The 19,719-nt window shown below is 66.9% G+C and carries 23 protein-coding genes; 4 read left to right on the top strand and 19 right to left on the bottom strand.

The features are described 5' to 3' along the window. Position 1: 1 nt before the first annotated feature. The 9 genes from ACW174_RS07780 to ACW174_RS07740 all read right to left on the bottom strand — a co-directional run bounded on the left by ACW174_RS07780 (position 2) and on the right by ACW174_RS07740 (position 8,521). Positions 2 to 976 (bottom strand): type II secretion system F family protein, encoded by a 975-nt coding sequence (locus ACW174_RS07780; protein WP_492017078.1) that lies wholly within the window; start codon positions 974 to 976, stop codon positions 2 to 4. A gap of 5 nt (positions 977 to 981) precedes the next feature. Then, positions 982 to 2,619, bottom strand: a complete 1,638-nt coding sequence (locus ACW174_RS07775) for a TadA family conjugal transfer-associated ATPase (protein ID WP_492017077.1) — start codon at positions 2,617 to 2,619, stop codon at positions 982 to 984. A 3-nt stretch (positions 2,620 to 2,622) separates the two neighbouring features. Beyond that, on the bottom strand, positions 2,623 to 4,185 hold the full coding sequence (locus tag ACW174_RS07770) for a CpaE/TadZ family protein (RefSeq protein WP_492017076.1): 1,563 nt from the start codon (positions 4,183 to 4,185) through the stop codon (positions 2,623 to 2,625). 5 nt (positions 4,186 to 4,190) lie between these two features. Further along, positions 4,191 to 4,850: a CpaD family pilus assembly protein gene (locus tag ACW174_RS07765; protein WP_492017075.1), complete on the bottom strand. Its 660-nt coding sequence runs from the start codon at positions 4,848 to 4,850 to the stop codon at positions 4,191 to 4,193. Between the two features lie 11 nt (positions 4,851 to 4,861). Continuing rightward, positions 4,862 to 6,277: a type II and III secretion system protein family protein gene (locus tag ACW174_RS07760; protein ID WP_492017074.1), complete on the bottom strand. Its 1,416-nt coding sequence runs from the start codon at positions 6,275 to 6,277 to the stop codon at positions 4,862 to 4,864. Continuing rightward, complete coding sequence (gene cpaB / locus ACW174_RS07755) at positions 6,274 to 7,194, bottom strand: Flp pilus assembly protein CpaB (protein ID WP_492017073.1); 921 nt, start codon at positions 7,192 to 7,194, stop codon at positions 6,274 to 6,276. Before cpaB ends, ACW174_RS07760 begins: the two co-directional genes overlap by 4 nt. 115 nt (positions 7,195 to 7,309) lie before the next feature. Then, positions 7,310 to 7,822: an A24 family peptidase gene (locus ACW174_RS07750; RefSeq protein WP_492017072.1), complete on the bottom strand. Its 513-nt coding sequence runs from the start codon at positions 7,820 to 7,822 to the stop codon at positions 7,310 to 7,312. A 108-nt stretch (positions 7,823 to 7,930) separates the two neighbouring features. Next, positions 7,931 to 8,110: a Flp family type IVb pilin gene (locus ACW174_RS07745; RefSeq protein ID WP_492017071.1), complete on the bottom strand. Its 180-nt coding sequence runs from the start codon at positions 8,108 to 8,110 to the stop codon at positions 7,931 to 7,933. Between the two features lie 231 nt (positions 8,111 to 8,341). Beyond that, on the bottom strand, positions 8,342 to 8,521 hold the full coding sequence (locus ACW174_RS07740) for a Flp family type IVb pilin (RefSeq protein ID WP_492017070.1): 180 nt from the start codon (positions 8,519 to 8,521) through the stop codon (positions 8,342 to 8,344). A 304-nt stretch (positions 8,522 to 8,825) separates the two neighbouring features. On the opposite strand from ACW174_RS07740, the gene ACW174_RS07735 reads away from it, so the two are divergent. Genes ACW174_RS07735 through ACW174_RS07725 form a run of 3 tightly spaced genes read left to right on the top strand, consistent with a single transcriptional unit; the run spans position 8,826 to position 10,297 of the window. After that, the gene (locus tag ACW174_RS07735) at positions 8,826 to 9,242 is read left to right on the top strand and encodes a pilus assembly protein N-terminal domain-containing protein (protein WP_492017069.1); all 417 of its coding nucleotides are present in this window, start codon (positions 8,826 to 8,828) and stop codon (positions 9,240 to 9,242) included. Between the two features lie 6 nt (positions 9,243 to 9,248). Next, complete coding sequence (locus tag ACW174_RS07730; RefSeq protein WP_492017068.1) at positions 9,249 to 9,767, top strand: TadE/TadG family type IV pilus assembly protein; 519 nt, start codon at positions 9,249 to 9,251, stop codon at positions 9,765 to 9,767. Next, positions 9,764 to 10,297 carry a TadE/TadG family type IV pilus assembly protein gene (locus ACW174_RS07725; protein ID WP_492017067.1) on the top strand — a complete coding sequence of 178 codons (534 nt, stop codon included), beginning with the start codon at positions 9,764 to 9,766 and terminating at the stop codon, positions 10,295 to 10,297. Before ACW174_RS07730 ends, ACW174_RS07725 begins: the two co-directional genes overlap by 4 nt. On the opposite strand, the gene ACW174_RS07720 is transcribed toward ACW174_RS07725, so the two are convergent. The 5 genes from ACW174_RS07720 to ACW174_RS07700 are packed head-to-tail and all read right to left on the bottom strand — an operon-like array spanning position 10,294 to position 13,906. Next, on the bottom strand, positions 10,294 to 11,577 hold the full coding sequence (locus tag ACW174_RS07720; RefSeq protein WP_492017066.1) for an anthranilate synthase component I family protein: 1,284 nt from the start codon (positions 11,575 to 11,577) through the stop codon (positions 10,294 to 10,296). The two genes, ACW174_RS07725 and ACW174_RS07720, sit on opposite strands and share 4 nt — an antisense overlap. Then, positions 11,574 to 12,353: a tyrosine-protein phosphatase gene (locus ACW174_RS07715; RefSeq protein ID WP_492017065.1), complete on the bottom strand. Its 780-nt coding sequence runs from the start codon at positions 12,351 to 12,353 to the stop codon at positions 11,574 to 11,576. The genes ACW174_RS07720 and ACW174_RS07715 overlap by 4 nt, the downstream gene beginning before the upstream one ends. Positions 12,354 to 12,384: 31 nt before the next feature. Then, entirely contained in the window at positions 12,385 to 12,687 is a 303-nt protein-coding gene (locus ACW174_RS07710; protein WP_492017064.1) for a winged helix-turn-helix domain-containing protein, read from the bottom strand. 2 nt (positions 12,688 to 12,689) lie between these two features. Further along, on the bottom strand, positions 12,690 to 13,325 hold the full coding sequence (locus tag ACW174_RS07705; RefSeq protein WP_492017063.1) for a hypothetical protein: 636 nt from the start codon (positions 13,323 to 13,325) through the stop codon (positions 12,690 to 12,692). Positions 13,326 to 13,339: 14 nt separating this feature from the next. Next, positions 13,340 to 13,906, bottom strand: coding sequence for a hypothetical protein (locus ACW174_RS07700; RefSeq protein ID WP_492017062.1), 567 nt, complete (start codon positions 13,904 to 13,906; stop codon positions 13,340 to 13,342). 1,219 nt (positions 13,907 to 15,125) lie between these two features. Here ACW174_RS07700 and ACW174_RS07695 point away from each other — a divergent pair. Then, positions 15,126 to 15,614: a Ros/MucR family transcriptional regulator gene (locus tag ACW174_RS07695; RefSeq protein WP_492017061.1), complete on the top strand. Its 489-nt coding sequence runs from the start codon at positions 15,126 to 15,128 to the stop codon at positions 15,612 to 15,614. Between the two features lie 44 nt (positions 15,615 to 15,658). Here the strand turns inward: ACW174_RS07695 and ACW174_RS07690 are convergent, their stop codons facing one another. From ACW174_RS07690 to ACW174_RS07670, 5 genes are all read right to left on the bottom strand, one after another. After that, positions 15,659 to 15,967 (bottom strand): hypothetical protein, encoded by a 309-nt coding sequence (locus ACW174_RS07690; RefSeq protein ID WP_492017060.1) that lies wholly within the window; start codon positions 15,965 to 15,967, stop codon positions 15,659 to 15,661. Positions 15,968 to 16,197: 230 nt separating this feature from the next. Continuing rightward, positions 16,198 to 16,515 (bottom strand): sigma factor-like helix-turn-helix DNA-binding protein, encoded by a 318-nt coding sequence (locus ACW174_RS07685; protein WP_492017059.1) that lies wholly within the window; start codon positions 16,513 to 16,515, stop codon positions 16,198 to 16,200. Positions 16,516 to 16,562: 47 nt separating this feature from the next. Then, positions 16,563 to 16,925 carry a hypothetical protein gene (locus ACW174_RS07680; protein WP_492017058.1) on the bottom strand — a complete coding sequence of 121 codons (363 nt, stop codon included), beginning with the start codon at positions 16,923 to 16,925 and terminating at the stop codon, positions 16,563 to 16,565. Positions 16,926 to 17,536: 611 nt separating this feature from the next. Beyond that, entirely contained in the window at positions 17,537 to 19,015 is a 1,479-nt protein-coding gene (locus tag ACW174_RS07675) for a recombinase family protein (RefSeq protein WP_492017057.1), read from the bottom strand. Then, entirely contained in the window at positions 19,012 to 19,707 is a 696-nt protein-coding gene (locus ACW174_RS07670) for a DUF6118 family protein (protein WP_492017056.1), read from the bottom strand. Before ACW174_RS07670 ends, ACW174_RS07675 begins: the two co-directional genes overlap by 4 nt. Positions 19,708 to 19,719 lie beyond the last annotated feature (12 nt).

The following is a 19,719-nucleotide window of genomic DNA, read 5'->3' as shown; positions in this document are numbered from 1 at the left end:
CTCAGAACTTGAACGAGATCATCTTCTTCATCACGAAGACGCCGAAGCTCATCATGATGATCGCCACCAGAAGCATGAACTGGCCTCTGGGATCGGTGAAGAGTTTGGCCATGTAGGCCGGGGTGGTCATGCTGACGAGGATCATGACCGCGGGCGGCAGGGAGCCGATGATGCCCGCCGAGGCGGTGGCTTCGGACGACAGCGCCTTGATCTTCTCGCCCATCATCTTCCGCGCCCGCAGCACGGTGGTCAGGTTGGACAGGGCCTCGGCCAGGTTGCCGCCGGTCTTCTGCTGGATGGCGATGACGATGGCGAAGAATTTCAGCTCCGGCGTCGGCATGCGCTCGTACATCTTGTCCAGCGCCTGGGGCAGGGTCAGGCCCACGCCCATGCCCTCGACCAGCTTCTGGAACTCCGGCCCCAGCGGCGCCGGGCTTTCGCGGGCGATGATCTTGAAACAGTCGTGGACCGGCAGGCCGGACTTGATGCCGCGCACGATGACATCGACGGCGTCGGCGAAATGGCTGGAGAATTTCTTCATCCGGCGCTTGCCGAGGAAGCCGACGATCCAGCGCGGCAGGCCCAGGCCGAACACGACGGCGGCGCCCAGGCTGATGAGCAGGTTGAGGCCGAACATCAGGGGCAGCAGGAAGGCGAAGACGCCCAGCACCGCGCTGATGATCCAGAAGGTCCGCACCGTCGTCGACAGACCCGCCTGCTTCAGCTTGGCGGCCAGGCTGACCCGCGCCTTGCGTTCGGCCCGCTCCGATTCCTGGAGCTGGGTCATGATCTGCTTGCGACGGGCCTCAGGCGTGTTGGCGGCGGCCTTCTTGGCGGCGGCGGCGGTCTGTTTGGGCGCGCCGAAGCTCTGGGCGCGCTTGACCGCGGCGTCGGTGGAATCGCCCCCGCCGACGAAGGCCCAGCCCAGTCCGCCGATGGTGATGAAGGCCAGAACGGCGGCGAGGATCGGAAGCATCGGCGTTATTCCGCCGCGTCCAGGGCTTCGGCCAGTTCGCGCTCCAGTCCGTAGTAGCGGGCGCGGTCCCAGAAGCGCGGGCGGGCGATGCCGGTCGAGCGGTGACGGCCGACGATCTTGCCGTTCTCGTCCTCGCCGGTGATTTCGTAGACGAACAGGTCCTGGGTGACGATCACGTCGCCTTCCAGGCCGACCACCTCGGTGATGTGGGTGATGCGACGCGAGCCGTCGCGCAGGCGGGCGGCCTGGACGATGACGTCGACCGAGCCGACGATCATCTCGCGGATGGTCTTGGACGGCAGGCCGTAGCCGCCCATCGTGATCATCGACTCCATCCGGCTGATGGCCTCGCGCGGGGAGTTGGCGTGCAGCGTGCCCATGGAGCCGTCGTGGCCGGTGTTCATCGCCTGCAGCAGGTCGAAGGCCTCGGGGCCGCGCACCTCGCCGACGATGATCCGCTCCGGACGCATCCGCAGACAGTTCTTCACCAGATCCCGCATCGTGATCATGCCCTGCCCCTCGAGGTTGGGCGGGCGGGTTTCGAGGCGGACCACGTGCGGCTGCTGCAGCTGCAGTTCGGCGGCGTCCTCGCAGGTGATGACGCGCTCGGTGGGGTCGATGAAGGCGGTCAGGGTGTTCAGCAGGGTGGTCTTGCCCGAGCCCGTACCGCCCGAGATGACCAGATTGCATCGTGACGCGCCGATGACGCCGAGCACGCGCGCGCCCTCGGGACTGATGGAGGCGTACTCCACCAGATTCTTCATCGTCAGCTTGTCTTTCTTGAACTTCCGGATCGTCAGCGTCGGGCCATCAATCGCCAGCGGCGGGGCGATGACGTTGACGCGCGACCCGTCGGGAAGACGGGCGTCGCAGATCGGGGAGCTTTCGTCGACGCGGCGGCCGACCTGCGACACGATCCGCTGACAGATGTTCATCAGCTGGGCGTTGTCGCGGAAGCGGACGTTGGTCAGCTGAACCTTGCCGCTAACCTCGATGAAGACCCGGCCGGCGCCGTTGACCATGATGTCGGCGATGTCGTCGCGGGCCAGAAGCGGCTCAAGCGGGCCGTAGCCGAGGACGTCGTTGACGATGTCCTGAACCAGATGCTCCTGCTCGGCGACGGACATGGAGACGTTCTTGATCGCCACCAGTTCGGCGACGATGTCGCGGATTTCCTCGGACGCCGCCTTGGTGTCGAGCTGGGCCAGCTGGGCCAGGTCGATGGTGTTCATCAGGGCGTTGAAGATCGTCGTCTTGGTCGCGTGATAGTAATCCGACTGTTCGCGGACGATCTCGGCGACCTGCTGGGCCTTCTTCAGCTGTTCGAAGCCGGGCGTGGCCTTGGGGCCGGGGCCGTTCGCCGTCGGCGCAGGCGTGGCGGGTTTCGGACGGGCGGCGAGCGCATCGAGGCGATCGGCGGCTTCCGACGCCGGGCGGGCGGCGGCCTGGGCGCGCGGGGCCTCAAGGACATCCGCGCCGCCGTCAGCGCCGCCGAAGGCGAAGGCCTGGGTCTGCACGCCCTGTTGCGGCTGGAAGCCGGGCTCGGGCGACGCATAGGCGGGCGCAGGCTGGGCCGCCGCCGGCGCCGGGCGCGGCGCGGCCGGGGCGGGACTGCCGGGCTGACCTGTGCGCTTGCCGAACACGGTCTAGGACTTCTTCCTGAACAGGCCCGAGAACATGGACTTGCCCCCCGCAGCGGCCTTGCCCGCCTTGGGGCCGGCCAGCAGCGGGATCTCGCGGCGCGAAACGATCTGGGCCAGGGTCTGGAAGGCCTCGGCGGCCTTGGACTTGGCCCCGGCGTCGAGGATCATCTGGCCGTTATTGGCCGCCGCGCCGAAGGTCTTGGCGTCGAAGGGGATGATCAGGCTGGGGTGGATGCCCAGCGCATTGCCGAACTCCTTGGCCGGGATTTCCGGGCGCCCGGGCACGCCGACCTGATTGAGAACCAGACGCGGCGGAGCGTCGTTGGGACGGCCCTGTTTGATCAGATCGATCATGTTCTTGGCGTTGCGCAGGGAGGCGAGATCGGGCGTGGCCACGACGACCACCTCGTCGGCGCTGATCAGGGTGCGGCGCATCCACGAGGACCAGGTGTGCGGCAGGTCCAGCACCACGAACGGCGCGGTGGAGCGGATCTGGGTCGTCACCTCCTCGAAGGCTTCCGGGCTGATATCCCAGTCGGTGTCGAGGGTGGCGGGCGCGGCGAACAGGCTCAGCTTGTCGGTGCAACGGACCATCATGCGGTCCAGCAGGACGGGATCCAGCCGATCCGGCTGCGACAGGGCGTCGGCCACGCCGCTGAGGGGGTCCTGGTTGAAGTCCAGCCCGGCGGTGCCGAACGGCAGGTCGTAGTCGACGATGACGGTGTTGGCGCCGATCCGCTCGGACATCGCATAGGCGGTGTTGTGCGCGACAGAGCTGGAGCCCGCGCCGCCGCGCGCGCCGACGAAGGCGATGGAGCGGCCGACGAAGGGCTGGGCCGGGTCGGCGAACAGGCCGCCGATGGCCGCGATCAGTTGCAACGGTTGCAGCGGGGCGACCAGATACTCGCTGACTCCGCGACGCATCAGCTCGCGGAACAGCAGGATGTCGTTGGTGGCGCCGATGACGACCACCTTGGTGCCCGCGTCGCAGACCTCGGCCAGCTGGTCCACTTCCCAAAGCAGGGTCTGCGGGTCCTTCAGGCATTCGACGATGATCAGCGGCGGCGTGGGCTCGTGCTGATAGGCCTCGACGGCGGCGGCGACGCCGCCGACGCGGATCTGGGTGGTGGCGCGCGACAGGCGGCGATCCTGCCCGGCGCGCTCGGCGGCGGCCAGGGTGTCCTGCCGCTCGGCGAAGACGTGGATGGCGATGCGCGGGACCGAGACCTCGGCGGTGTGGCCGGAGGCGATGGGCGGCGAGAAGGCGGCCTGGGCGCCGGCGACGAGGTCACCGACCGGATTGAACTCTTGCGCGTGCGCCATCGGCTCCGGCAGGGCGGGCCGCGCCGCCTGAGGCGCGGCGGGAGCCTGAACCGCCGGGGCCGTAAACTGCAGTGGCGTGCGGGCGGCGGCGTCGTCTTCCGCGAAGGCGCCGTCAGCGGGGAAGACGCCGACAGCGGAGCCCGCGGGCGCACCCGGAGCCCCTTGGGCGACGTAGCCCATGTCGAGATCGAACTCGTCGTCCTCGAAGTCGTCGAATGCGCGCGGGGCGAAGGCGTTGCTCATGGGGACTAGTCCACGGCCCGGGCGATGGCGCCCTCGACCAGGGTCTCTTGCGGGGCCGCCGTCATCTCGCCCTTGCGATAATTATCGAAGACGATGGCGGCGCGGCCCGGATCGGCGGGCGTCATGACGCGGGCGCCGACGATGTCGCGCGGATCGGCGATCTGGGCGGCGATGTTGGCGTTGATGGCGCAGCCGAGCCCCAGCGAGGACTGGTTCGAATAGCGGCCACCCATGTCGCGGCGCTCGGTCGCGCAGTTCGGGATCACGGCGCGGACGGTCTCGAACCCGGCCAGAACCGGGGCGCGGGGATCGGGGGCGTCGTAGCCGATGACCTCGATGTTCTGGCCCGGAATGCCGGCGGCTTCGAGCGCCGACCGGACGGCCCAGGTCTGACGCGAGGCCACGGGATCATCACCCGACGGCCCCTGGATCTGGATACGGCCCGTGCCGGAACCGGCGTAGCGACCGGCGAGATCGTTCAGCGCGGAAATCTGGGTCGACGACAGGCCCTGGTCGTGAACCGCCAGCGCGATCCGGTCGAGGCCCGGCTCCACCCGCAGGGCGTAGCGCGACAGGGGGGTCATCGGCGGCGGTTCGGACGCGCCGGTCGAGGCGCAGCCGGCCAGAAGGGCCGCGGCGGACAGGGAGAGGAGCAGGGAACGCATCACGGGAGCCCTCATTCGATCACATAGCCGACCGGGCCGTTCCAGCCGGTCCCGGCGGTGACGGTCGAGCCGCCGCGGGGCGCGTAGTGCTGGTCCAGCTGGCCGAACAGCAGGGTCTGGGCGTCATTGGCGATCTGCAGGCCGTCGGCGGGCGTCTGCATCGTACCAGCCGCCGTCGGCGAGACGATGTAGGCCTCGACGATGATGACCAGTTCCGTCTCGCCGGAGATGTAGTCTCGCGACCGAAACAGGGCGCCGAGCACCGGCAGGTCGCCCAGTGCGGGCAGGGAGTCGAGGTTCTGGCGAGTGTCCTCGCGCAGCAGGCCGGCGATCATCAGCGATCCGCCCGACGGCAGCTCGACGGTGTTCGAGGCGCGGCGCACGTTGAGGCCGGGAATGACCAGGCTGCGATCCGCGCCGCCGCCCAGGGTGAAGGCGCCGACCTGGGTCAGTTCGGACACTTCGGTCGACAGCTGCAGCGAGATGCGGCCGGGCGAAAGGACGATGGGGCGGACGGCCAGGCGGACGCCGTAGGGCTTGAACTGCACCGTGACTTTGGTGCCGTTTTCCGAGGTCTCCTGACCCACGGGCACCGGGAACTCACCGCCCGCCAGGAACTCGGCGGACTCGCCGTTGGCGGTGGTGATGTTGGGCTCGGCCAGGATGCGGACCAGACCGGCGCGTTCGAAGGCGCGCAGGGCGGCGTTGGTGCTGGAGCCGTCGCCGGCGTTGTCCTGATAGCGGATGATGCCGCCGCCCAGCTGGTTGCCGTTGACCGCAAAGCTGGCGCCCTGCGTCAGCGACAGGCCATTGCCGACGCTGGCCAGAACAGCGGTGGCGTCAAAGCCGAGTTGCTTGATGGCGGTGCGCTGCACCTCGACAATGCGGGCGCGCACCATGATCTGATCGGAACCGGCGATGGTCATCATGTTGATGACCTTCTCGGGCGCCGAGACGAAGGCGCGGGCGACCTGGCTGGCGCGATCCGCCTCGCCGGGGCTGTAGACGGTGCCGGTCAGAATGACGCTGTCATTGACCGCCTCGGCATGAATGTTCACGCCGGGCATGACGCGGCTCAGCGTGTCCTGCAGGGCCGAGACGCCCGCGTCGACGCGGACCCGCAGCGACAGGATGGTGCGCCCGGCGTTGTCCAGCACGACGGCGTCGGTCTCTCCCGGTTGCAGGCCGATGATGGTGATGCGGCGCGGCGAGTGCAGCATGGCCTCGGCGACCAGCGGGTTCGGCACGATCACGTCGCGGGCGTCGGCGGGCAGGTCCACCGCCATCGACGAGCCGCGCGGCAGGCTGATGAGCTGGGACTGTGAGCCCATGGAGACGGCGGCGCGGCTCTGCGCCTGCGCCGGGGCGACCGGAGAGGTTGCGACCACGGTCAGGCCCACGAGGGCGACGGCGATGAAGCGCTTCATTGGACCACCACGACTTCAGGGGCGCCACCGCGATAGACGCGGACCGCGGCGCTCTGGCGCGCGGGGGTGGCGGTGCGGCCCGAGGGACCGCCGGTGTCGGCATAGGAGCGCAGGATCAGGCTCAGCTCGCCTTCCGACTTGGCGAGCGCGAGGGCCTCGGCGTCGCGCGGCCCCAGCTCGAGCGTGGCGGTGGCCCCGATGACGGTCTGGGCGTCGTCGCCCGCGCGGGTCGACTGGTCGATGGCCAGGACCTTGATGTTTTGCATCACGGTGGACGACGTGAATTTCGAGCGGTCGCCCTCGGACGTGCCGACGTTGGACAGATTGGTCTCGCGCGTCAGGACCACGTCGACGCGGTCCCCCGGCAGGATGAAGCCGCCGGCGGCGGTCTCGACCGTCACGCGGATCGCCATGGCGCGCATGCCCGGCTCAAGGTAGGCGGCCATGTAGCCGCTGTCGCCGGCGCGCACGATCTTGCGCATCACGATGGGTTCGCCGGCCAGAATGGGTTCACGGACCACCGAGCCGATGTAGTCAGCCTTGGCGCCGCCGGTGGCGAGATTGGTGGCGGCGCGGGTCACCGAGGCGACGGCGCCCTCGGGCTTTTCGTCGGCCTTCCCGGACGGATCAGGCGTGGCGGCGGCGGGGATCGGAACGGAGCCGTCGGTGATGAAGACCGGATTGACCTCCTCGACCGGCCAGTCCTTCCACTCCATGTCGCCGTCGGTCAGACGCTGACCGGGCTGGAGATCCTTGGCGGCGACCAGGACCTTGGCCATCGGCCTCGCCTCGACCGGCGCGGCGGTGGCGACGGCGGCGGGCTGGCCCGAGGGCGAACCCATGGCGCGAACGACCAGCGCCAGGCCGATGGCGGCCACGGCGGCGATGCAGATCACGATGATACGGGCAGGCTTCATCGACGGTCTCCGGCAGGGCCTTTGCAGACGCGTGAACCGGTCCTTCGGCCCCCTACCGTTAACGACCATGCCGGGCGCGGGTTAACGCGGGCCTAAGTCGCCTGCCCCGGCCGTCTTATCCGGCGATGAAGGCCGCGAGCAGGGGCGATGAGGGGAAGGCCATCAGGGCGCCGGCGCAGATGGCGACGCCGTAGGGGATGTCCCCCTTCGGCTCCATCAGATGTACGAGCCAACCCGGCGCGCCGAGCAGATAGGGGCGTGAATGGAAGCGGGCGAACAGCAGGATCAGGCAGAAGACGCCGCCCATCATCCCGGTCCACAGCAGGAACATGCCGGAGCCTTGCAGGCCCAGCCAGAGGCAGGCCGCCGCGATGACCTTGGCGTCTCCCCCGCCGACCCAGCGCAGGGCGAACATGCCCATGCCGACAAACAGCGCCAGCAGGGCGACGCCCAGATGCACGGCGATCATTTCAAGCGGCAGGCCAACGGCCAGGGCCGCGGGCAAGAAACCGACAAGCAACGCCAGCGAGATCCAGTTGGGGATCTTCATGGTCGTCAGATCCTTCATCCCCGCGATGATGAGGAGGGCGGGCATGACGCCCAGCGGGAGGAGAGACACGGTGTCCATAACGACCTTCTCGCATGCACGCGGTTAAGACCCCGTTGCCCCGGGCAGAGAAAAAGGCCGGAGCGTTTCCGCTCCGGCCTTTCCTTTCCGCAAGCGCGGCGGAGATGTTTAGCCGGTGGCGCCGGCGTTCATGCCATCGACGACGGCGGTGAACTTGGCCTTGATGGTGGTGCCGAGGGCGGTCACGGCGGAAATGATCACGACAGCGATGAGGGCGGCGATCAGGCCGTACTCGATGGCGGTGGCGCCCGACTCGTCGGACATGAACTTCGAAACGAACTTGGTCATCTGGTTTTCCCTTTCCCCCGCGGGGTCGACTGTTGAGGCAGTCGGGGAAAGCCGGTCGCCCGCCTTGCCCCTGAAACAAGGACACCCTGCACAGCCGAGGTTAAGCTTGGGCATACGGACATGACTACCGGGCCGTTTACCGTATCCTTCGTGCACGGCGCTCGACATGGCAAAAGGGCCGGGGCGATGTCGCCCCGGCCCTTCGCCGGTTTCAAGACGGAACGTTCAGCCTTAGCCGGTAGCGCCGGCGTTCATGCCGGTGACGACGGCGTTGAACTTGGTCTTGATGGTCGTGCCGAGCGCGGTCACGGCCGAGATGATGACGACGGCGATCAGGGCGGCGATCAGGCCGTATTCAATGGCGGTGGCGCCCGACTCGTCGGACATGAACTTCGAAACGAACTTGGTCATGATCTTTGATCCTTATGGACAGGGGTTGTGCGAGCTAACTGACGCGGGGGGAGCCGGCAGCCCGCTTGACCCCCAAAACGCAGGATGGTTATCGCCCATATCGGTTAAGACCCGGTCTTCGGTCTTGGTTACTGTCGGGTTTACTTTGAAAAACTGCAGCAACGCTCACGAAAGTCAGAGGTCACGCGCGCCGGAACGGCCTCCCGGCGCCGGCCCGGGCGGCGATTTCAGACTTTCTTGAGGATTGCGGGGCCAGTGTCCGGCTCACGCTCACGCGCGCGCCCGTTCACTGGAAGTCGTCGCCATGACCCACCCGATCCGTCTTGCCGCCCTTGTGGCGGCTGTCGCCGTCCTGGCCGCGCCCGCCGTAGTCTCGGCCCAGTCGTCGAGCCTGAATGTCGAGATCGACCAGGCCCGCCGGGTACAGCTGCGCGCGCCGGCCGGCTCGGTCATCGTCGGCAATCCGCAGATCGCGGATGTGACGGTGGTCGACGCCAACACCCTGTACATCACGGGCAAGGGCTATGGCGTGACCGAGGTCGTCGCCGTGGACGCCACCGGCCGTCCGGTCTTCCAGAGCCAGATCGTGGTCACCGCCGGGGACGGCGGCGGGCGCGTGCGGGTGTGGCGCGGCGCACAGGCGACCGAGATGGCCTGCGCCAGTTCCTGCTCGCCCTCGGTGCGCAGCACCGGCGGCGCCGACGCCGCTCCGACCCCCTGAGACCCGGTGTCTTCGATCAACCGTCTGACGAGGCGACAGGCGCGCGAGGGTTCGTCGGCGGTCGAGTTCGCCATGGTCGCCCTGCCCTTCTGCCTGATGATCTTCGCCATCCTCGAGCTGGGTCTGGTGTTCGTGACGGACTCCGTCCTGGAGAACGCCACCATCGAGACCGGCCGTCTGGTCCGCACCGGACAGGCGAGCGCGCGGAGCATGACAGCCGTCGAGTTCAAGGCGGGCGTCTGCGCCCGTATGAGCGTCTTCACCGCGGACTGCCCCAGCCGCCTGACCATCGACGTGCGGGTGATCCCCCAGTTCAACACCGTGCCGCCGGACCCGATGGCGGGCGGGACGTTCAATGAATCCGGCCTGACCTATTCGAACGGCCAGCCCGGCGACATCGTGCTGGTTCGCGCCTGGTACAGGCAGCCGCTGCTGACCAACTTCATGGCCCAGGGCCTGTCGCGCCTGAACGACGGCACGGTGCGCATGACGGCGACCACCGCCTTCCGGAACGAGCCCCCATGAGCCTGTCACTGTTCAGACGTCTGGCGAAGGACGACCGGGGCATCTCGGCGGTGGAATTCGCCCTGCTGGCGCCGGTTCTGATCGCCTTCTACCTCGGCCTTTCGGAATTCTGTCAGGGCTATATGGCGCAGAAGCGGATGGGGCACGTCGCCTCGGCCGTCGCGGATCTGGTGGCGCAGGAGGAGACGGTGAACACCGCGACCCTGTCGGACATCTTCTCCATCGGCGCCCTGATCATGAAGCCGTTCTCGACCACGCCGCTGAAGCAACGGGTCAGCAGCGTGACCCGCACCGGCAACCAGACGAAAGTCGACTGGAGCCGGGGCAGAGGGATGACGGCGCGGGCGATGAACTCGACCGTCACCCTGCCGCCCGATCTGCTTTCGGACGGGCAGAGCATCATCATGAGCGAAGCGACCTATGACTATGACTCGCCCGCCGACTATCTGATGCCGAGGATCACGCAGTTCTCGCACACCTACTATCTGCGCCCGCGGACGGTGGACAAGACGACCTGCACCAACTGCTAGCCTCCAGTCAGCGCTTCGCGCAGGGCCCGGATCTTGGCCTCGGTCTCGGCCCGTTCGGCGGCGGGGTCGCTGTCGGCGACGATGCCGGCGCCGGCGAGGGTGCGGAAGCGCCAGCCTCCTGAACCCTTCTCGAAGGCGGCCGTCCGGATCAGCACCGAGGCCGTCAGCCGCCCGTCGGCGAGGTGGAACAGGCTGCCGCACCAGGGGCCGCGCGGCGGCTCGTGCCCGGCGATGACCTTCATGGCCTGATGCTTGGGCGCGCCGGTGATGGAGCCCGGCGGAAAGGTCGCTTCCAGCAGGTCGGCGGGGCCGACGCCGTCCCGCGCCCGGGCGGTGACGGTCGAGACGAGGTGGTGGACGGTGGGCAGGGCCTCGACCTCGAACAGCCGGTCGACCGCGACCGAGCCCGGTTCCGAGACCCGGGCCAGGTCGTTGCGCATCAGGTCGACGATCATCAGGTTCTCGGCCCGGTCCTTGGCGCTGGCCTGAAGCTCGGCCGACAGCGCGGCGTCGCGGGCCGGATCGGCGTCGCGGGGACGGGTGCCCTTTATGGGCCGGGTCTCGATCCGGTCGCCGTCGAGGGTCAGGAAGAGCTCGGGCGAGTTGGAGACGATGGCCCGGTCGCCCAGCCGCCAGAAGGCGCCGTAGGCCGAGGCGCGCCCGGCGAGCCGAAGCAGGACGTCGAAGGGGTCGGCCTCGGCGTGAAGCGCGCCGGTCCAGGCGCGGGCGATGTTGGCCTGGAACAGCTCGCCCGCGGCGATGCGGGCGACCACGTCGGCGACGGCGGCCTCATAGGCCGAGCCCGGAGCCTCGGGATCGAGACGGTCGGCGGGCGGCGGCGGGGCGACCGGGTCGACGGCGGCCGTCAGCCAGCTTTCGGCCCGATCGGCGGCGGTCGAGGCGGCGGCGACGTCCCCGCCCCGGCCGATGGCGAAGGCCTGTCGGGTCTGATGGTCGAAGGCCAGCATGGCCGGATAGCGGGCCAGCATCAGGTCGGGCCAGACCCCCGGACGGGGGCCGGTGGCCGGGCGGGCGCCGGCGTCATAGGCCAGCAGGCCGACCACGCCGTCGGCGAAGTCGGGGTCGCGCAGCCGGTCCAGCCCGGACTCGACCGGCTCGATGATCACGCGGTCGGGGTCTGCGGCGACGAAGGACCAGCGGCCCAGCGGCCCGCCGTCGGACAGGAGGGCCAGCGCGCCGTCGCGATGGCGCAGGCCCGTCGCGGCGGCGAGGGGCTCGCGCCACGGTCGGGGGCGTCGCTCGACCGCCCGGAAGCTCACGCCGACAGCCGCTCGCCGATCCGGTCGCGCAAGCGCGCGTCCACGCCCAGCGCCTGTTCGAGATAGGCGTCGAGCGAGCCGTGACGGTCCTCGATCCCGGCGAAGGCGGTCTCGAGATAGACGGGTTCGACGCCGAGGAAGGCGACGACGGCGTCGTGGGCGGCGGGACGGCCGGTGACCTTTTCCAGCTGGCGGGCGACCTTGGGCGCCATGCCGGCCAGATCGACGGCGGTGTTGGTCAGCAGGTAGTCCGCGATCAGGTCGTCGCGGTGGACGCCGAGCAGGTGGTGGGTCAGGGCGGCGAGGGTTCCGGTGCGGTCCTTGCCTGCGGTGCAGTGGATCAGGACGGCCCCCTCCCCTTCGCCCAGGGCGCGGAAATAGCGGGCGAACAGGTCGAGGTGGGCGGGCTCGAACGGGAGGGTTCGATAGATGTTGGTCATGAAGGTCCGGCCCGCGTCCACGGTCAGGTCGGCGGTGCGCAGGAAGCGGATGTGCGGGGCCTCGCCGTCGGGACCGAGATCGCTGTCCAGCACCTGACCGGCCCAGCCGGGGGGGCGTTTCGACGGCTGGTCGCGGCGCTCGCCGGGCCGGCGGAGGTCGACGATGGTGCCGATCCCCAGTCCGCCCAGCCGCTCGAGATCGGCGTCCGAGACCCTCGCCTGGTGGGCGGCGCGGAACAGGCGGCCGGCGGCGATCCGACGACCGGCGGCGGTATCGTAGTCGCCGTAGTCGCGGAAATTATCGAGGGCGTCGAAGCGGTGGATGCGGTCCGTCATCCCTTCGCTCTAGCTCTTGCGCGGGGTCCCGTCACGCCTTCCCGACGAGCCCCTGCATGGCGTCCAGATAGGCGACGAACGCCTTGCGCCCCGCCTCCGTCATGGCGGCCTCGGTCAGGGGCTTGCGACCCTCGAACCTTTTGGTGACCGCGACGAAGCCCGCGTCCTCCAGCTTTCGCAGGTGGACGGACAGATTGCCGTCCGAGGTCTGCAGCCGGGTCTTCAGGGTGTTGAAGTCGGCGCTGTCGATCCCGGCCAGCACAGCCATGATGCCCAGTCGGACCCGGCCGTGGATGACCTCGTCGATCCGGTTGATGTCGAAATCGTCAGCCATGATCAGGCCTTCGACTGGCGCATCAGCAGGAAGCCCGGCAGGGCCATCAGCAGGAAGAGGGCGGCGGCGTAGCCCAGATACTGGGCCGGCTCGCCCGACAGGGCGCCCAGGGCGGGGGCGGCGATGAAGGAGGCGATGCCGAGGAGCCACAGGGGACCGGACTTCAGCATGGCGGCGGTGACCGACCAGCCCAGGCCGTAGAAGACCATGATGATCGACGGGACCATCCAGAACATCATGCTGTTCTGGTCCACGCCCATGCGGGCGCTGACCGCGAACATCGAGGCGAACAGGAAGAAGATGCCGCAACCGACCCCGGCCCAGACCGTGCCGATGACGCGCTGGCCGGCGGTGCGCACGCCCTCGCCGCGGCGCAGGCGCAGGACGAGGATGAGGTTGACGATCAGGAACAGACCGGTGGCGATCAGCCACTCCAGGCCGGCGCCCACCAGACGCGGCGCGATCAGCCCGGTCATATGGGCCCAGTGCAGCAGGCTGGTCAGGCCGTAGATGGTCCCGGCGGCCAGCAGGATGGAGGCGCCGCGCATGGGGGCGGTTCCGTTCTCCTCGGCCAACTGACGCAGCCAGGCGATGTCGACGGGGGCGTTATCGGTGTGGATATCAGGCGTGGGGGTCATGGACGGTCTCTCTTTCAGGCCTTGCGGCCGGACGCCAGCCAGGCGCCGGGGATGAGGACAAAGGCGAACAGGGCGCAAGCGTAGATCAGGTACTGGGACGGGGTCCCGAGGACGGCGGCGGTCAGGCCGACCGCGCACAGGGCGCCGAAGGCGGGGGCCATCATCCAGCCGCGACGGGCGCGGATCGCCGCGGCGGTCCAGGCCACGGCGTACAGGCCGATGCCGACCGGGGTCATCCAGAACATGAGGGTGAAGTCCTGAAAGGCGAAGGCGACCGCCAGCAGGGTCAGGGCGGCCCCGACCATGGCGGCGACGCCGAAGCGCGACCAGACGGCGGCGCGACGGCCATTGTCCCCGCCGATCCGGCGCAGGCGCGCCAGGCTGAACAGGAAGATGCTGATCGTCACCGGCCAGCTGAGGCCGAGGACGGCGGGGTGGAGATGCAGCAGCCCGCTCTGGACGCCGTACTGGAACAGGTTGGAGAGGCCGAAGACGGTCCCGGCGAGGGCCAGCACGCGACCCGCGGCGACGGCGAGGGTCGGCTGCGCGGGGCTGGAGGCGGCGAAGACGGCGGCGGTCATGGGGCGTGTCCCGATTGCGATGACACCGGTTTAGGCGAAGCACTTTATGTTGTAAAGTACTTCTTGTGAACTTCGTATCGGGCGACGCCGGAAGGTCCGGGCATGACTTTTGGCCGCTTCGGCCTGAAGCGGGGATGGGGAGGGCGCGGGACCCCGGGCCTCGCCCGGTGTTTTGATAGGTTTACCGTTTCGACGAGATCGACGTCCCGCGTGGTCGTTCTGCGCGCGCCCTCCGGCTGGCGGCCCTCCTGTTGGAGCCTTGCCGGATCATCCGCCGACGCCGTTGCCGACGACCGACGCGGGGCGGACGTAACGATCAATCGTCATCGGCCCGCTCCACAGGCAGCGCGGCGAGCAAGCGGGCAGGATCCCTCCCTGCCCGACGAGGACCCCTGCACTCTCCATCGCGCAGGCTTCATCGCTCAACCACAGCCCGCCGTCGTCGAGAAGCGTGGATCCGACGCCCTCCCCATCGACGGGATGGATTGAGTGTGCGCGCGGCGCGTCCTCAGGCGGGAAGATGACGCTGGGGGATTATTTTGGGGCGCGGAGTCAGGGGGTTAGCTGGTCGGGAAGCGCGGGTTCGGGGGGAATGACTGCGTATTTTTGGAGGACGGACACGAGGGTTTGGGGAAGGGCCCGCTTGTCATCCCGGCCGCAGCGAAGCGGAGAGCCGGGACGGGACGGTGGTCAAGATGATCCACGCCTGGACAGCCCGACAGGGCTGAGCCGGGCGACAGCCGGACGTGAACTCAACCCTGCTCCCGGATAAACGCTACGCGCTTTCCGGGAGGGCGTTGAAAAGTGCGCCGCGCGTCCCGGCTCTCCGCTTCGCTCCGGCCGGGATGACAAGGGCTGCGGCTTACGCCGAATGCCGAAATTCGACCCTCACCCTTTGGCTGTTTCGCTCCGTCCTCCGGCTCGCCCAAGGACGACGGCTGCGCCGCCGTGCGCTCAAGCCCTCTCCCATCGGGAGAAAGATAGGCATCTTTCGCCCGCCTAATGTATTGAAAAATAATGCGCTTTCTGTGCGCTAAAATGCCGTGCAGAAATCGTGTAGATATTTCTACACGCCTGCTTCGAAAGATGGCCTAAATAGACGGCAGCGTCCAATGGGATCGAGCCGCCTAATCCCTATCAGCGGTGGGGCGTGACCAGCTTGGCAAGGCATCGGACATGGTCCTAATCAGCATCTGCTCCAGGATATGAAAGTTCGACCATGGCTGATGACACCTTCACCGCTGCATCCGACGCACGGGATGGCACGATCGAACTGGTGAGCGCCTATGTCTCGAACACCAACACGCGTCTGACGGCGGAAGAGTTTCAGACCCTGATCCGCGAAACCTTCGCCACCCTTTCCAGCCTCGATGTTTCGCCGACAGCATCCGAGCCGCGAACGACAGCGCCGGATCGTAAATCCAAGGCCGAGATCAAGAAGTCGATTGGCGACGCCGCCCTGATCAGCTTTGAAGACGGCAAACCGTACAAGAGCCTCAAGCGTCACCTTGGAATACGCGGCCTGACGCCTGAGGACTACCGCGTCAAATGGGGTTTGCCGTCGGACTATCCGATGGTCCATCCGGCCTACAGCGCCCAGAGGTCGGAACTGGCTCGCGCCATCGGTCTGGGTTCAAAAGGGCGTCAGGCAAAAGCCGCCGCCGCCCCGGCACCCAAGACGCGCAAACCCCGCCAGCCCAAGGCCTGAGGATAACGCTAGCGTCCACGCCACCGCGTAAACCCCCGGCGCGCTTAGAAGAGCGACAACTGCCTGTTCGCCTGATCGAAGGCCTTCCAATCCGGCGACCGTGATTCATGGTCGAGCCACGCCTCCACGAAGGCTTCCGCACTGTCGTAGCCGTCCATCGCCGCTTTCGGCGTGAAGTGCGATCTGTAACCTGTCTCGGTGATTGGCAATGGCGCCCGCTCGGGCGAAACGCTCACCACTTCCAAGTGGGCCATATGGGTTCGGTCGTCATAAACCAGATAGTCGGCGTTCCACCGGATTTCGATCTCGATGCCGTTCCAGTGTGTCCGTGTGATTGAATAGTCATTCTTCATATCCGCCTCTGGGGTTTGGGTTCGTACTGAACCCTTGCCCGTCGGCGAGACTGGGGGAGCAAACGGAGCGGGAGGCTTCGCGGGGACCCCGCTGCAACGAGCAGGGCGAGTGAAGCTGGGCGGAAGGCTCTCCGAAGTGCGCCAGGGGCAAGGCCCCGAGCTCTTCGCGATAGGGATTGCAACCCGGATGGGCTGAGATCACCGGCGCAGCCGGAAGCTCAGGGCGAAGCCTAAAGCCCGCCCCGCTTCGGCGCGGATCGCCCTGCTGCTGGGTCTCGCTTTTTCAGTCGCGTGAGTTCCAGCACGTTTTCACGCTCGGAGGTCCTGACCGCTCGTGCAAGCCGCACCATCGCGGCGGCAAACGCCGCCTTCACGGCTTCCGGGAGTATTCCCAGATGAAATCCGATCTCATCATAGGTCAGCCCGCCGAAACGATGGAGAACGAACACGTCGCGCAGCTTTGTGGGCAGCCGCAGGATCGCGACTTTGAGGACATCCGGAGAGCTTCGTGCACGCCGGCGTCTTGGCCGAGGTTTTGATGCTGTCATCTGCCTGTCCTCCGATCAAAGTCGTGGCTGGTCTGTTCCGTTTGCGTCTACGCGCCGAACGCGCCGTGCTGGGTATCCGCCGACAGCGCGATGAGATCCTGCCGCGATCTCGCAATCATGGCGTGGGCTTCCGGGTGGTCCTCGGGCCAGATCAGACGCTCTAGGACAGCGAGCCTTGCGATGATCGCCTCGAAGCTCACGGACGCGGAATCCGGAATGGCCCCCAACAGACGCTCACGCTTGTCGAACAACGTGTCCAGGATGCCGTCTATGTCCCGAAGCTCTTTGGACCATGGCAAAGCCTGCTGTTCAGCCGAGGTCAGTTTGCACCAGGAATGCTCCCGGATCAGCCAGCTTTCCAACTTTGTCCAACGGCTTTGGAGACGTTCAATCTGGGCGTCGACCGCCAACCAGTTTCTGCACCGCCGGGTCGCTACGTCCGAAGCGACAACTGAGGCGGGTGGCAGGGTGACGGACGCAGCAGCCGGACTGGCCGTCCCAAAGGCCACGACCGATGTACCAGCGATGAGCGCGCGCCTGGAAAGTGCAGGCAGGCGCGCGTCCTCGATGCCCGTCTTTCGACGCGACCTCATGACTCAACCTCTCTCGATGTGTTAGTCTTTTAGTACCAAATCAGCCTTCGCATATCAATCTAAAAATACCATGATCCGCACAAAAAGCGCCACTACATGCTGACTTCCGGCCAAATCCGCGCGGCGCGGGCTCTTCTGGCGTGGAATGGGTCTGCCCTTGCTGAGGCGGCTTGTGTGTCGCTCCAAACAATCCGGCGGATGGAGAGCGAAGTGGGACCTGGGCGTAGCTCGGCTGCCAACGTCGAAGCCGTACGGCGTGCTCTGGAGGCCGCAGGCGTCATCTTCCTTGATGCAGACCACGCGAACGAAGTCGGCGCAGGCGTACGACTGAGGCTGGGGAGCGAGAAATAGTCTCGCGTTTGGTCTGAAGTGAGATTGGTCTGTCCGAGCGGGCGTTCAAGAAGTCCGCTTGGATTGGAAACCAGTCGTCAAAGACAGCTGTTTGCCTTCCTGGTCACACAGACTTGCAGTGCCCGCTGTTGATCGAAGTCCGGCTTGTAATCGATCAGCCGGTAGACCTCTGCCATCCCGCCAAAGCGCCGGATATAGGTATTGGTGTGGGCTATTCCGGGTGCTGCCAGGATCAACTTTGTGCTGAGCCTTCCGTGTTCAGCGAGAAGCGTCCTGAGTCCGTGCAGCAACTGGTCGTCCGTCCTCGTCTGAGCTGCGGCAATACGAGCGTCGTTAGCACGGCGCAGATGATCGGAGAGATAGGCATATCGCGGTAGAGCGGGCATCCCCACTTCCGCTCGGATTTCCTCAATCGAGCCAACACGGCTTAAGTAAAGGCCAGCACTCCAACGTCCATGTTTGTTCAAGATTTTCTGCGTGATGTTTCCGTGTTCCGAAGCAATTCGTCTGAGATCGGCGACGGCCTCTGAGCGTGTCGCAAATCGCCTCAAACGAGCGCGCTTGCGGGCTACGGCGGCAAAAGTAGCTGGCGAGATGATCGGCGGCACCGCTTTTTCAACGATGACCCACTCCGATTTGGGATTGGCCACTCTGACGCTGGACCCCACCGCATGAGAATAGCGATTGGTGACGAACCTACCGGCATACGTCTCATTCTGCAGGATTCGCGACAGGGTCACTTCCGACCAAGGTTTGCCCATGGTGGAAACCAGGCCCTCACTCACAAGCTGGCGGCTAACCGACGCGATGGTTTCGCCGTCCTTCAAGTACATCCTATAAATTCGTCGCACCAAGGCGACGTCTTCAGCTGCGCCATGAACGAGCCGCCCGTGAACACCCTGCCTCTTCTTCCAGACGTTGCCTTCCGGTTTCGGCGAAGGGTTGCCGTGTTCGTCCTTGATCAATTGGCGCAGTCCAAACGGAGGTGCGCCACCCATCCAATACCCTTGGGCGATCAAACCTTTCTGAGCGCGGCTGACCTTCTGGGAGAGGTCGCGGCTGTATTCCGCAGCCATTGTGCGCTTCATCTGCTTCAGCAGGGCAGACGTAGGGCTTCCGTCGTTCTCAAAATCTTCGGCGCAATAAGCGACGCGAACTCCGGCTTCCGAGCAAATGAACTCGTAGTGCGCGGCTTCATCGGTGTTCTGGAAGCGCCCCCACCTGCTGACATCGTAGACCAGAATGACGGAGTAATCCGCAGCGCCGCTCATGACGTCGGTCAATAGCGATTTCAGGCCCGAGCGCTTCCTAATCGAGACCCCGCTCAATGCGGGGTCTGTGTAAGTTTGAACGATCTGGATGTCTCGCGAAGCGGCGTAGGCCGTATTGGCCAAGATTTGGGTTTCGATTGAGGTGTCCTGCCGTTCGGTGGACATGCGAAGATACTGCGCCGCTCGGGTGAACCGGCGGCCTTCGAAGGCGCGAGCTTGTGTCATCAGGCTGTGTGGGCGCAACAAATGAAGCAACAAATACCGGCCGCGCCGCTCGTCCGTCACTTTTGCGGCTGATCCGACGCCAACGGTTCTTGCGGCGCTGCCGCCACGGTGCACCGTTGAGTTTTGCCGGTCAGGGCCGCCTCTGCACGGCAAGCTTCAATGGCTTCCCGGTTATCACCGACAAACCGCGTGTCAGCGACAAAACGATTCCAAGCTTCCGGATTGGCCGCGCTCATCAGCTCGCCACCCGCCATCCAGCGGTCTTCGCGCATCACCAAGGCGGCCACCCGCGTGTTTAGCCCGAACGGTGCCAAGCTGGCGAGGATGGGCGATAGCAACAGCCCGGCCGCGAACGCAACGCCCCCGGCCCAGCACAGCAGCCGGACTTGACGATCCCGCGCCCACGCCTGACCGATGAGACCGGAGAGCCGCGACCGCTCGCGCTCCGCCTCCTGCGCAGCGCGGTCCAGCCTCTGCGCCGCGTCGCGCACCAGCGCCGAGCCCGCCCGGGCGATACCCTGACCCTGCTGCTCCGGCGTCAGGTTTAGCGCCGGCGAGGCCAGCACGGTCTCCAGCGACTGGCCGATCTCGTCGAGCCCTTTGCCGAGGATCGCCAGGTCCTGACTGTAATTAGGAGCCCGGTGTTCGCGCATCGACGCCGGGAGTCCTTCGATCGCGCGCCGCAACACCGAGACCTCGGCCCGCAGATCCTCGAACGCCTGGGCAGGGTCGCCCGCCTGATCTTCCGCCATCTTCGCCTCCAC

This window comes from Brevundimonas sp. AVps31, from assembly GCF_058681355.1.
Note: the sequence above shows the minus strand (reverse complement) of the source record. Positions and strands in the feature narration are given on the sequence as shown.